General features: G+C 64.4%; 13 protein-coding genes. 12 read left to right on the top strand and 1 reads right to left on the bottom strand.

The window, feature by feature from the left end; genetic code table 11:
• Nucleotides 1-3: 3 nt before the first annotated feature.
• From BG023_RS12855 to rbfA, 8 genes are all read left to right on the top strand, one after another.
• A complete protein-coding gene (locus tag BG023_RS12855; protein ID WP_069310800.1) occupies nucleotides 4-822 on the top strand; it encodes a hypothetical protein in 819 nt (272 codons plus the stop codon).
• Between the two features lie 183 nt (nucleotides 823-1,005).
• On the top strand, nucleotides 1,006-1,569 hold the full coding sequence (gene rimP, locus BG023_RS12850) for a ribosome maturation protein RimP (protein ID WP_069310799.1): 564 nt from the start codon (nucleotides 1,006-1,008) through the stop codon (nucleotides 1,567-1,569).
• A complete protein-coding gene (gene nusA, locus BG023_RS12845; RefSeq protein WP_069310798.1) occupies nucleotides 1,566-3,197 on the top strand; it encodes a transcription termination factor NusA in 1,632 nt (543 codons plus the stop codon). The genes rimP and nusA overlap by 4 nt, the downstream gene beginning before the upstream one ends.
• Nucleotides 3,178-3,957, top strand: coding sequence for a DUF448 domain-containing protein (locus tag BG023_RS12840; RefSeq protein ID WP_069310797.1), 780 nt, complete (start codon nucleotides 3,178-3,180; stop codon nucleotides 3,955-3,957). The genes nusA and BG023_RS12840 overlap by 20 nt, the downstream gene beginning before the upstream one ends.
• 9 nt (nucleotides 3,958-3,966) lie before the next feature.
• The gene (gene infB, locus BG023_RS12835; RefSeq protein WP_069310796.1) at nucleotides 3,967-6,489 is read left to right on the top strand and encodes a translation initiation factor IF-2; all 2,523 of its coding nucleotides are present in this window, start codon (nucleotides 3,967-3,969) and stop codon (nucleotides 6,487-6,489) included.
• The gene (locus BG023_RS12830; protein WP_069310795.1) at nucleotides 6,486-6,932 is read left to right on the top strand and encodes a PaaI family thioesterase; all 447 of its coding nucleotides are present in this window, start codon (nucleotides 6,486-6,488) and stop codon (nucleotides 6,930-6,932) included. Before infB ends, BG023_RS12830 begins: the two co-directional genes overlap by 4 nt.
• Entirely contained in the window at nucleotides 6,932-7,489 is a 558-nt protein-coding gene (locus BG023_RS12825) for a DUF1697 domain-containing protein (protein WP_069310794.1), read from the top strand. Before BG023_RS12830 ends, BG023_RS12825 begins: the two co-directional genes overlap by 1 nt.
• A gap of 4 nt (nucleotides 7,490-7,493) precedes the next feature.
• Nucleotides 7,494-7,898 carry a 30S ribosome-binding factor RbfA gene (gene rbfA / locus BG023_RS12820; protein WP_069310793.1) on the top strand — a complete coding sequence of 135 codons (405 nt, stop codon included), beginning with the start codon at nucleotides 7,494-7,496 and terminating at the stop codon, nucleotides 7,896-7,898.
• Nucleotides 7,899-7,904: 6 nt separating this feature from the next.
• Here the strand turns inward: rbfA and BG023_RS12815 are convergent, their stop codons facing one another.
• Complete coding sequence (locus BG023_RS12815) at nucleotides 7,905-8,489, bottom strand: YceI family protein (protein WP_069310792.1); 585 nt, start codon at nucleotides 8,487-8,489, stop codon at nucleotides 7,905-7,907.
• A 78-nt stretch (nucleotides 8,490-8,567) separates the two neighbouring features.
• Here BG023_RS12815 and BG023_RS12810 point away from each other — a divergent pair, with 78 nt between their 5' ends.
• From BG023_RS12810 to pnp, 4 genes are all read left to right on the top strand, one after another.
• Nucleotides 8,568-9,143, top strand: coding sequence for a thymidine kinase (locus BG023_RS12810; protein WP_069310791.1), 576 nt, complete (start codon nucleotides 8,568-8,570; stop codon nucleotides 9,141-9,143).
• Complete coding sequence (truB, locus tag BG023_RS12805; protein WP_069310790.1) at nucleotides 9,140-10,048, top strand: tRNA pseudouridine(55) synthase TruB; 909 nt, start codon at nucleotides 9,140-9,142, stop codon at nucleotides 10,046-10,048. Before BG023_RS12810 ends, truB begins: the two co-directional genes overlap by 4 nt.
• Before the next feature lie 12 nt (nucleotides 10,049-10,060).
• Complete coding sequence (rpsO, locus tag BG023_RS12800) at nucleotides 10,061-10,330, top strand: 30S ribosomal protein S15 (protein WP_067403000.1); 270 nt, start codon at nucleotides 10,061-10,063, stop codon at nucleotides 10,328-10,330.
• Between the two features lie 175 nt (nucleotides 10,331-10,505).
• Nucleotides 10,506-12,794 carry a polyribonucleotide nucleotidyltransferase gene (gene pnp / locus BG023_RS12795; protein WP_069310789.1) on the top strand — a complete coding sequence of 763 codons (2,289 nt, stop codon included), beginning with the start codon at nucleotides 10,506-10,508 and terminating at the stop codon, nucleotides 12,792-12,794.
• Nucleotides 12,795-12,865 lie beyond the last annotated feature (71 nt).

Here is a 12,865-nt window from a genome sequence, read left to right as displayed (position 1 = left end):
GCCATGAAATTCAATGTCTCGCGCGGGATTGCGGCTTCGGTCGCCGTGATGGCCATCGGACTGGCTACGGCACCGGTGTTCGCCCATCACCAATGGGGGACCTACGCCTGGGTGGCCGACGGAACCAATCCGATCACCCCGGCTCTGGTCGATAACACCAGCAGCCGCTGGAACGGCCATGTCGCGCGGGCAAACGGCGACTGGAATGCCTCGCCTTTCATCCAGTCGGGTATCGAATATGGCAACAATTCAAGCTGTACGATGGTCACCGGGACGATCCAAGTCTGCAACGCCGATTACGGGGCAAACGGTTGGCTGGGGCTCGCCACGATCAGCCTGAGCAACGGCAAGATCGTCGCCGGATCGACCAAGCTCAACGATAACTACTTCAACCGCGACGCCTATAATAACGACACGTGGCGCCAGCTGGTCACCTGCCAGGAAATCGGCCACGATTATGGGCTGGGTCACCAGGACGAGGATTTCAGCACCGACCTCACGACCTCCTGCATGGAATACACCAACAAGCCCGAAGGCAACGAAGGGCCGGATTTCCATGACTACGAGGAGTTGGCACGGATGTATGGCACCGCGACCACCGATGGCGGCGGCACCAAGCCGACCAAGGGTGGCGGCAAGGGACGTAACCGAGTCGCTCTGCCATCGGTCGGCAATACGCCCGCAAGCTGGGGGCGCCCGACCGCATTCCTGCCCAATGGCAAGCCGTTCCGGTTCGAACGGATCATCGGCAATTACAAGTTCGTCACCCATGTCACCTGGGTGCCGGATGGCGACCATGGCCACGGCGACCATACGCACTGATCACGCTCTGGCTGCGTGAAGGAAGCAGGGCTCGGCAATTGCCGGGCCCTTTTTCATTGCATTTGCGATTTCCTGCGCCTATCTGCGCCCCATCCCGACATTGTCGATCAAGGTTTGGATGCTGGCGCCGCAAGGGGCCGGCCCCGATCGGCTTTGTCCTGAACGTGCTCAAGACTGGACCCGATGACCGACATTGCCCGCCTGACCCAGCTGATCGAACCCGAGGCCACCGCGCTCGGGTTTGAACTGGTGCGCGTGGCGATGCTGCCTTCCGAGGCAGGCGATGGCGGCATGGCGCTCCAGATCATGGCCGAAGATCCCGCAACCGGGCAGCTGGTGATCGACCAGTGCGCCGCGCTCTCGCGCCGTGTCTCGGATGTGATCGACGCGGCCGAGGAAGCGGACGAAGTGCTGATCGAGGGGGCCTACCACCTCGAAGTCTCCTCGCCCGGCATCGACCGCCCGCTCACCCGCGAAAAGGATTTCGCGAACTGGGCCGGCCACGAAGTCCGCATCGTCATGGACAAGGGCTATGACGGCCAGCGCGTCAACAAGGGCGTGCTCGGCGGGCTTGTCGATGGTATGGTGCTTGTCGCCGAAGCCAAGGCGGGCGACGTCCGCCTGCCGCTTGCCGAAATTCATTCTGCGAAGCTCGTCCTCACCGACGCGCTCATCGCCGCCACCCGCCCGCTGGATACCAGCGGGGCTGACGAACTCATCGAAGATACAGAGAAGGCAGACGACTGATGAGTGCCATTTCCGCCAACAAGGCCGAACTCCTCGCAATCGCCAACGCGGTTGCCTCGGAAAAGATGATCGACAAGTCGATCGTCATCGAGGCGATGGAAGAAGCGATCCAGAAATCGGCGCGTAACCGCTACGGGGCCGAAAACGACATCCGCGCCAAGCTCGATCCGCTGACCGGCGATCTGACGCTGTGGCGTGTCGTCGAGGTGGTCGATGTGGTCGAAGACTACTTCAAGCAGGTCGATCTCAAGCAGGCCGAAAAGCTCCAGCCCGGTGCCAAGGTCGGCGATTTCATCGTCGATCCGCTGCCCCCGGTCGATCTCGGCCGTATCGACGCGCAGTCCGCCAAGCAGGTGATCTTCCAGAAGGTCCGCGATGCCGAGCGCGAGCGCCAGTTCGAAGAATTCAAGGACCGTCAGGGCGAAGTCATCACCGGTGTGATCAAGTCGGTCGAATTCGGCCACGTGATCGTCAACCTCGGCCGTGCCGAAGGCGTGATCCGCCGTGACCAGCAGATCCCGCGCGAAGCCGCCCGTACCGGCGAGCGCGTGCGCGCGCTGATCACCAAGGTGGAACGCAACAACCGCGGCCCGCAGATCTTCCTCAGCCGCGCGCACCCCGACTTCATGAAGAAGCTGTTCGCGCAGGAAGTGCCCGAAATCTACGACGGCATCATCGAGATCAAGGCCGCTGCCCGCGATCCGGGTTCGCGCGCCAAGATCGGCGTGATCAGCCGCGATTCCTCGATCGATCCGGTCGGCGCCTGCGTCGGCATGAAGGGCAGCCGCGTGCAGGCCGTCGTGCAGGAACTCCAGGGCGAAAAGATCGACATCATTCCGTGGTCGGAAGACACCGCGACTTTCGTGGTCAACGCGCTCCAGCCTGCCACCGTCAGCCGCGTCGTTCTCGATGAAGACGATGGCCGCATCGAAGTGGTGGTGCCGGACGACCAGCTGTCGCTGGCCATCGGCCGCCGCGGCCAGAACGTGCGGCTGGCAAGCCAGCTGACCGGCCACCAGATCGACATCATGACCGAGGAAGAAGCCTCGGAGAAGCGCTCGAAGGAATTCGCCGAACGTTCGAAGATGTTCGAGGAAGAGCTCGACGTCGACGAAACCCTTTCGCAGCTGCTGGTGGCCGAAGGTTTCGCCGAGCTGGAAGAAGTGGCCTATGTCGATCTTGCCGAACTCGCGAGCATCGAAGGCTTCGACGACGAACTCGCCGAAGAACTCCAGAGCCGTGCGCTCGAAGCGCTTGAGCGTCAGGAAGCCGCACACCGCGAAGTGCGCCGCGGCCTTGGCGTCGATGATGCGCTCGCCGAAATCCCGCACCTTACCGAAGCGATGCTCGTCACGCTCGGCAAGGCGGGCATCAAGACGCTCGATGACCTCGCCGATCTCGCCACCGACGAACTGATCGCCAAGAAGCGTGAAGCGCCGCGCCGCCGGAACAACACCGACGGCCCGCCGCAGCGTCGCCCGCAGCGTGAAACCGACAAGGGCGGCGTGCTGGGCGAGTATGGCCTCTCGGAAGAGCAGGGCAACGAGATCATCATGGCTGCGCGCGCGCACTGGTTCGAAGACGAACCGGCAACTCAGGAGGCCGCCGATGCGGACTCCACACAATGAGCGCCTGACGTCCGACATCGTCGAGCCTGAGCTTCCCGCCGATACGGGGAGCGAGCGGCGCTGTATCCTCACCGGGGCAACCTCGGCGCGGGACACCCTGCTACGTCTGGCGATTTCGCCTGACGGGCTGGTGTTGCCCGATGCCGGGGCCAAGGCGCCCGGGCGGGGTGCATGGATCGGTGTGAGCCGCGCCGCGCTTGAAGAAGCGCTGGCCGACGGCCATTTGCGCAAAGCCCTGATGCGCGCGTTCAAGGGCGCGCCTCTCACCATTCCCGATGATCTGCCCGCACGGGCAGACGCGGCGCTGGCGCGGCACCTTGGCGATCGCCTTGGGCTGGAACTGCGCTCGGGCAATATTGTGCTCGGGTCGGCAAGGATCGAAGAACAGGCGCGCGCCGGGCGGTTGGCCGCAGTGCTCCACGCCAGCGACAGCAGCGAGGATGGCCGGCGCAAACTCGATCAGGCCTGGCGGGTCGGCAATGATGCGGAAGGTTCGGGGATGCGCGGGCAGGTCTTGCCTCTGGACCGCACCGCGCTGTCTGTGGCAATGGGCCGCGACAATGTGGTGCACCTCGGCGTCGCCGGACATCCGGGCGACATGCGTGCGGCCGAGCGGGTACGCCATGCGGTGTCCCGGCTCGCGCAGTTCCGCGGGAGCGAAACAGCGAGCACGCGCGAGAATGATGGCCGGGATGCGTCCGGCAAGGCCGAACTGCCTGCGGGCGGATCGGCGCAATGTGATGAATACGTGAAGGATTGACGAGCGATAATGAGCGACGACGAAAACCAGCGCACCCGCAAGCCTCTGGGCCTCAAGCGGTCGGTCGATGCGGGTGAGGTCAAGCAGACCTTCAGCCACGGCCGCACCAACAAGGTCGTGGTCGAGGTGAAGCGCCGCCGCGTGCTCGGCAAACCCGGTGAAGCGGCCCCGCCGCCCGCGCCCGAGCCGGTAGCAGTTGCCCCTGCGCCTGCGCCCGAACCCAAGCCGGCTCCGGCTCCGGCTCCGGCACGGCCTGCCCCCGCGGGCGAAACCCCGCAGGAGCGCGTGAAGCGCCTCCAGCTGGAAGCCGAGGAAGAGCGGCTGCGGCTGGCCGAGGAAGCGCGCAAGCGTGATGAACTCGAAGCGCGTCAGCGCGAAGAAGAAGAGCGTCGCCGTGCGGAAGAAAACCGCCGCGCCGAGGAAGCCGCCGAAAAGCAGCGCGAAGAGCCGGTTGCAACCCAGCCGGAAGAAGACTCCGCTGCCGAAACGGCCGCTCCGGAAGCCGTCGCGGGCAAGACTGACGCCGCGCCCGCTGCGCGCCGCTTCACGCCTGTTGAACGTCCCGAGCCCAAGCGGCCCGAGGTCAAGGGCAAGAAGAAGGACGACAAGCGCGCCGCGCCGAGCGACGAAGGCAAGGACAACCGCCGTTCGGGCAAGCTGACCGTCACGCGTGCGCTCAACGAGGACGAAGGCCGCCGTGCGCGCAGCCTCGCCGCGCTGAAGCGTGCCCGCGAGAAGGAACGCCGCGGTCAGGGCGGCCCGGCCAAGCCGCGCGAGAAGCAGGTGCGCGATGTGGTCGTTCCCGAGGCGATCACTGTCAGTGAACTCGCCAACCGCATGGCCGAGAAGGGCGCCGACCTGGTGAAGGCGTTGTTCAACATGGGCATGATGGTCACGGTCAACCAGACCATCGATCAGGACACTGCCGAGCTGCTGGTCGAAGAGTTTGGCCACAACATCACCCGCGTTTCGGCGAGCGATGTCGATATCGACACCAGCGAGGACACCGATCCGGAAGAAACGCTGCGCCCGCGTCCGCCCGTGGTCACGATCATGGGCCACGTCGATCACGGCAAGACCAGCCTGCTCGACGCGCTGCGCGGGACCGATGTGGTGAAGGGCGAAGCCGGCGGCATCACCCAGCACATCGGCGCCTACCAGATCACCACCAAGGACAAGTCGAAGATCACCTTCCTCGACACCCCCGGCCACGCGGCCTTCACCGAAATGCGGATGCGCGGTGCTAACGTCACCGACATCGTCATTCTGGTGGTCGCCGGCGATGACGGGCTGATGCCGCAGACGATCGAGGCGATCAACCACACCAAGGCGGCCGGCGTGCCGATGATCGTGGCGATCACCAAGTCGGACAAGCCCGAGTTCAACCCGCAGAAGATCCGCGAGCGTCTGCTCGAACACGAAATCGTGGTCGAAGCGATGTCGGGCGACGTGCAGGATGTCGAAGTCTCGGCCAAGACCGGCGCGGGGCTCGACAAGCTGATCGAGGCGATCAACCTCCAGGCCGAACTGCTCGAACTGAAGGCGCGGCCCGACCGCGATGCCGAGGCGACCGTGATCGAAGCGCAGCTCGACAAGGGCCGTGGTCCGGTCGCGATCGTGCTGGTGACCCGCGGGACGCTTAAGCGCGGCGATACCTTCGTGGTCGGCACGCAGAGCGGCAAGGTCCGCGCGATCGTCGACGACAAGGGCCAGCAGCTCAAGGAAGCCGGCCCCTCGATGCCGGTCGAGGTGCTTGGTCTTGGCGGCGTGCCGTCGGCCGGTGACAACCTCACCGTGGTCGAAAACGAACAGCGCGCCCGCGAAGTCGCCAAGTATCGTCAGGAAATCGCGACCGAAAAGCGCACGGCCCTCGCGCCGACCAATTTCGACACGATGTTCAACAACCTCGCCTCCAACGTCATCGAATTCCCGGTGGTGGTGAAGGCCGACGTGCAGGGCTCGGTCGAAGCGATCGTCAATGCGCTCCACAATCTCTCGAACGACGAGATCAAGGTGCGCGTGCTCAACGCCGGTGTCGGCGCGATCACCGAAAGCGACGTGCTGCTGGCGGCGGCCTCGAAGGCGCCGATCATCGGCTTCAACGTGCGCCCCAATGCCAAGGCGCGCGATCTGGTGAAGCGCGATGGCGTGCGGATGATGTATTACGATGTCATCTATCACCTGACCGACGAAGTCGCCAAGGAGATGGCGGGCGAGCTCGGGCCGGAGCGGATCGAAACCGTGGTTGGCCGTGCCGAGGTCAAGCAGGTGTTCCCGGCAGGCAAGAAGGACAAGGCAGCCGGTCTGCTCGTGCTGGAAGGCGCGATCCGCAAGGGCCTGTTTGCGCGTCTCACTCGTCAGGATGTCATCGTCTCGGCGACCAAGATCGCCTCGCTGCGGCGCTTCAAGGACGATGTGGACGAAGTCCGCGCCGGTCTCGAATGCGGCGTGGTGCTGGAAGACACCAACGACATCAAGCCGGGCGACAACCTCGAAGTCTTCTCGGTCGAGGAGCGTGAGCGGACTCTGTGAGCCTAAGCGACCCGCACTACCCAGACGATGCCGGGCAGTCGCCGCATACGGCGCTGCTCGGCTCGCAGTTCGTCAGCTTCGACGAAGCGACCCAGACGGCGACTATGCGCTTCACCGTCAAGCGCGAGGTCTGCACTTGGCGCGGCGGCGTGCAGGGCGGGCTGGTTGCGGGATATCTCGATGACGTGATGGGCTATGCCTATGTCGCGGCCACCGGCGGCGTCATGGCGCCGCTCAACCTCGACATTTCGATGAGCCTGATCCGCCTGATCCCCGAAGGCGCGACCATCATCGGCAAGGGCCGGTTGGTGAAGGCCGGGCAACGGGTGATCTTCCTCGAAGGCGAATTGCTGGCGGAAGACGGGACGGTCTACGCCCGCTCCACCTCCACCGCGATCCCCACGCCGCGACCCACGCCCGAACAGACCGGGATGGGGCGTTGATGCCCGAGGGCGACCGGGGCTATCTGGCGCTGCTGGGCAGCATCAATGTGGGCGGCAACCGGATCGCCATGGCCGACCTCAAGCAAGCGCTTGTGGACGCCGGGTTTCGCGAAGTGGTGACGGTGGCGGCCAGCGGCAATGTCATCCTGACCGACCACCGCGATCCGGCAATGATCGAAATCGCGCTCGAGCGCGTGATCGCCGCGCGCTACGGCTTCAAGTCCTGCGCCATGGTCCGCACCCGCGATGAAGTGCGCGCCGCGATTGACGAAAACCCGTTCCACGGCACCGGGCCGCAGCATGGGTCCGACAAGATGGTGCACTCGATCTTTCTGAGCCAGCAGCCTGACCCGGCCGATTTCGACCAGCTCGTGGCCGATCACCGCGCCAGAGGCAGCGAACGTCTGGCGATGGGTGACCGCGTGTTGTTTCTCGACTATGTCCACGGGGTGGGTTTATCGGACTTGTCGAACAAGACGCTGGAGCGCAGGCTCCGCTGCAAGGGCACGGCGCGCAACATGAACTCGCTCAAGAACCTCCTGTCGAAGATGAACTGACGCCATGGCCGCCAAACAACCCTTCACCGCCGAACAGCAATCGGTCCGCGTGCTCAAGGTGGGCGAGCGGGTGCGGCACATCCTGTCGGAACTGCTCGCGCGCGGCGAGGTGCATGACGATGTGGTGAGCGCGGCGCATATCTCGGTGACCGAGGTGCGTATGACCCCCGATCTGCGTCACGCCACCGCCTATGTGAAGCCGCTGCTCGGCGCGGGCGAGGGTGAGGTGGTCCATGCCTTGCGCCAGAACACCGCCTTCCTCCAGCGCGAAGTCGCCCAGCGGCTCGGCCTCAAATTCGCGCCCAAGCTGAGGTTCAAGCCGGACGAAAGCTTTGCCGAGGCGGACCGGATCGAGGCGCTGCTGCGCGATCCCAAGGTGCTGCGCGATCTCGGGGGCGAGGACGAATAAGCCCGCCTATTGCGGCAGCATCCGCGCCTTCAATGTGATGTCGACCTTGTTGCCGACGACCAGCTGATAGCTCTTCATCCCGTATTCGCGCCGGTCGATCGTGGTCGTGCCGGTAAAGCTGACCGGCTTGCCCGTCACTGCCGTCGGGTCATTGTCGAAGGTCACCGCCAGTGTCGCCGGGCGGGTTACGCCGCGCGCGGTCAACTCGCCGCTCACGGTCCCGCGGGTCGCGCTCGACAGTTTGAGCGAGCGGCCCACAAAGCGGATCGACGGGTATTTCTCGACCCAGAAGAACTTCTCACCGCGCAGGCGCCCCAGTGTGACCGGATCGGGCGCTTCGATCGCCGTGGCATCGAAGGTCACGTCGATCACGGCACGTTCGGGCGCTCCGGGAACGATCGTTACCGCGCCCTGCATCTTGGGGAAGCGCGCCGTCTTGCTCGCAAGGCCGAAGAACGGCACCTTGGCCGAGACATTGCTGGCCGATGCATCGAGCGTGTAGCGCTGCGGCGTCCCGATCGTGTTGGCGAGCGCGAAGATGGCCAGCAGCGGCAGCACCAGCAGGCGGAGCAAGGTTCTGTCGAATGTCATGCTCAAGATACGCTCCAACCGGGCAAAAGGTTCATTCTCCGGCTCGCCGCGCGCGCGACGAACGGTTAGGCACGCCCCATGGCCAAGCTCTACTTTTACTATGCCAGTATGAACGCAGGCAAAAGCTCGCACCTTTTGCAGGCCGATTTCAATTATCGCGAGCGGGGCATGGCGACCATGCTGTGGACCGCCGCGCTCGACAGCCGTTCGGGCGGGCAGGTGAAAAGCCGGATCGGGCTCGAGCGCGATGCCCATCGTTTCCATCCCGATACCGATCTGTGGGCCGCGGTCACCGCCGACCATGCTGCGGCAACGCTCGATTGCGTGCTGGTGGATGAAGCGCAGTTCCTGACGCCTGATCAGGTGTGGCAGCTCGCGCGGCTGGCCGACGAGGCGGGGATTCCGGTGCTTTGCTATGGCCTTCGCACCGACTTTCAGGGGGCGCTGTTCCCCGGATCGGCCGTGTTGCTGGGGATCGCCGATGCGCTGGTCGAGCTTAAGGCCGTGTGCCATTGCGGGCGCAAAGCGACGATGAACTTGCGGGTCGATGGCGAGGGCAGGGCGGTCAGACAGGGCCAGCAGACCGAAATCGGCGGCAACGACCGCTATGTCGCGCTGTGCCGCAAGCATTTCTCCAAGGCCCTTAACGGATGAATGCGCCCCTTTCCGGCTGGCTGATCCTCGACAAGCCGCGCGGGCTGGGGAGCACGCAGGGCGTGAGCGCGGTCAAGCGTGTGCTGCGCCAGAACGGCTATGCCAAGACCAAGGTCGGCCATGGCGGCACGCTCGATCCGCTGGCCGAAGGCGTGCTGCCGATTGCGCTGGGCGAGGCGACCAAGCTTGCCGGAAGGATGCTGGATAGCGACAAGATCTACGCCTTCACGCTCCGCTTCGGCGAGGAGACCGATACGCTCGATACCGAAGGCACGGTAATCGCCACCAGTGATGTGCGCCCGGCGCTGGCCGAGATCGAAGCCATCCTGCCGCGATTTACAGGCCCGATCGAACAGGTGCCGCCAGCCTACTCGGCGCTCAAGGTTGGCGGCCAGCGCGCCTATGATCTGGCGCGGGCAGGGGAGGCGGTGGAGCTCAAGTCGCGGGCGGTGACGATCCATGCGCTGACGCTCGAAGGGGTGACCGCAGATGACGTCACTCTGGTCGCCCATGTCTCCAAAGGCACCTATATCCGCTCGCTTGCGCGGGACATCGCCCATGCCCTTGGAACCTGCGGCCACGTGACCTATCTGCGGCGCATTAAGGCCGGTCCCTTCCTACAAGAAACGGCGATTTCGCTGGACAAACTGGAGGAAGCCGCTAAGGGCGCGAGCCTTGAACACCTTCTCCTGCCGCTGGAGGCGGGGCTGGACGACATCCCGGCCCTTCACCTCGACCAGACAAGCGCGCAGGCGGTCCGACAGGGCCGGGTGCTGTCTGGCATGCCCCAATCATCCGGGCTCTATCTGGCGAAGCTGGGCACTGTCCCGGTCGCGCTGATGGAAATCACGGATGGGACGGCCACGGTCGTCCGGGGTTTCAATCTTCCCGATGTCGCTGAGTAAGAGAGAAATACTATGTCGGTGACCGCCGAAAAGAAGCAGGAAATCATCTCCTCGAACGCCCGTGATCCCAAGGACACCGGCAGCCCCGAAGTCCAGGTCGCGATCCTCACCGAGCGTATCCGCAACCTGACCGAGCACTTCAAGGATCACCACAAGGACAACCACTCGCGTCGCGGCCTTTTGATGATGGTGAACAAGCGTCGCACGCTGCTCGCCTACCTCAAGAAGAAGGATGTCGAGCGCTACAACGCCCTGATCCAGAAGCTGGGTCTGCGTAAGTAAGAGTTTCGCAGGAAGGCGGCTCGATGGGCCGCCTTTCTCGCATTTGGGGCCAGCAGACATCCGGTCTGCCCGCCTTGGGGCCACACCAGTGCCCCGCACCGGACCGGGACGGTTCTTTCCCCGGCACTAGAGGCCCCGCCCGGCAATATGGCCGCGCGGGTCAGAAGGAAAACCAATGTTCGACACGAAAACCGTATCGCTGGAGTGGGGCGGAAAGACCCTCACTCTGGAAACCGGGCGTATTGCCCGTCAGGCCGATGGCGCCGTGCTGGCGACCTATGGCGAAACCGTGGTGCTGTGCGCTGTCACTGCCGCCAAGAGCGTCAAGGAAGGGCAGGACTTCTTCCCGCTCACCGTGCACTATCAGGAAAAGTTCTCGGCTGCCGGGCGCATCCCAGGTGGCTTCTTCAAGCGTGAACGCGGCGCGACCGAAAAGGAAACGCTCACCAGCCGCCTGATCGACCGTCCGATCCGTCCGCTGTTCCCCGAAGGCTTCTACAACGAAATCAACGTGATTGCGCAGGTCCTGTCGTTCGACGGCGAGACCGAGGCCGATATCGTCGCGATGATCGCGGCTTCGGCTGCACTGACCATTTCGGGCGTGCCCTTCATGGGCCCGATCGGCGCTGCGCGCGTCGGCTTTGTCGATGGCGAATACACGCTCAACCCGAAGCAGGACAAGGCGCTCGCCGAAGGCCGCCTCGACCTCGTCGTCGCTGCCACCGACACGGCCGTGATGATGGTCGAATCCGAAGCCAAGGAACTGACCGAAGCCGAAATGCTCGGCGCGGTGATGTTCGCGCATGACGAGATCCGCAAGGTCATCGGCGCGATCGTCGAACTGGCCGAAAAGGCTGCCAAGGATCCGTGGGTTGTCGATCTTTCGGACAACACCGCCGACATCAAGGCGAAGCTCAAGGACCTCGTCGGCAAGGATATCGCCGCCGCCTACAAGCTCACCGACAAGTCGGCGCGTTCGAACGCGCTGAACGAGGCGCGGGCCAAGGCCAAGGCTGCGTTCGCGGACGAAACCCCGCAGACCCAGATGGTCGCGATCAAGACTATGAAGAAGGTGGAAGCCGACATCGTTCGCACCGCCATCCTCAAGGAAGGTTCGCGCATCGATGGCCGCAAGCTCGATCAGGTTCGCCCGATCGAAGCGATCGTCGGCTTCCTGCCGCGCACCCACGGCTCGTCGCTGTTCACCCGCGGCGAAACCCAGGCGATCTGCACCACCACGCTCGGCACCAAGGATTCCGAGCAGATGATCGATGGTCTGGAAGGCCTGAGCTATTCCAGCTTCATGCTGCACTACAACTTCCCGCCCTATTCGGTCGGTGAAGTGGGCCGCTTCGGCGCGCCGGGTCGCCGCGAAGTCGGCCACGGCAAGCTCGCATGGCGCGCGCTCAACCCCGTGCTGCCGAGCAAGGAAGACTTCCCCTACACCATCCGCGTTCTGTCGGACATCACCGAGTCGAACGGCTCGTCGTCGATGGCGACCGTGTGCGGCGGCTGTCTGTCGATGATGGATGCAGGCGTGCCGATCAAGGCGCCGGTGTCGGGCATCGCGATGGGCCTGATCCTCGAAGGCAGCGACTTTGCCGTTCTGTCGGACATCCTGGGTGACGAAGATCACCTCGGCGACATGGACTTCAAGGTGGCCGGGACCGCCGAAGGCATCACCACGATGCAGATGGACATCAAGATCGCCGGCATCACGCAGGAGATCATGGCCAAGGCGCTCGAGCAGGCGAAGGCCGGCCGTATGCACATCCTCGGCGAAATGGCCAAGGCGCTGACCGGTGCCCGGACCGAAGTCAGCAAGCACGCACCCCGCATCGAGACGATCCAGATCGACAAGTCGAAGATCCGTGATGTCATCGGCACCGGCGGCAAGGTGATCCGCGAGATCGTCGCTGAAACCGGCGCCAAGGTCGACATCGACGATGAAGGCGTGATCAAGATCTCGTCCTCGAACCTCGACGAGATCGAAGCGGCCAAGAAGTGGATCCTCGGCATCGTCGAGGAAGCTGAAGTCGGCAAGATCTACAACGGCAAGGTCGTTAACATCGTCGACTTCGGTGCGTTCGTGAACTTCATGGGCGGCAAGGACGGCCTCGTGCACGTCTCGGAAATGCGCAACGAGCGCGTTGAAAAGCCGACCGATGTCGTCTCCGAAGGCATGGAAGTGAAGGTCAAGGTTCTCGAGATCGACCAGCGCGGCAAGGTCCGCCTGTCGATGCGCGTGGTTGACCAGGAAACCGGCGAAGAGCTGGAAGACACCCGTCCGCCGCGCGAACCGCGCGAGCCGCGCGGGGATCGTGGTGACCGCGGCGGTGATCGTCGTGGTCCGCGCGGTGACCGTGGTGGTCGCGGCGGCGATCGTGGTGGACGCGGCGGTGACCGCGGCGGCCGTGATCGCGACAGCGGCCCGGCCGGTCTGCCTGACTTCCTGAAGGACTGATCGCCTCATCCGAGGCACAAACAACGGCCGTCCGGAGCGATCCGGGCGGCCTTGTTTTTGGAATTGTGACA

This window comes from Porphyrobacter sp. LM 6, from assembly GCF_001720465.1.
GTDB lineage: Bacteria > Pseudomonadota > Alphaproteobacteria > Sphingomonadales > Sphingomonadaceae > Erythrobacter.
The sequence above is the reverse complement of the archived record's forward strand: the minus strand, read 5'-3'. Positions and strand labels throughout refer to the sequence as shown.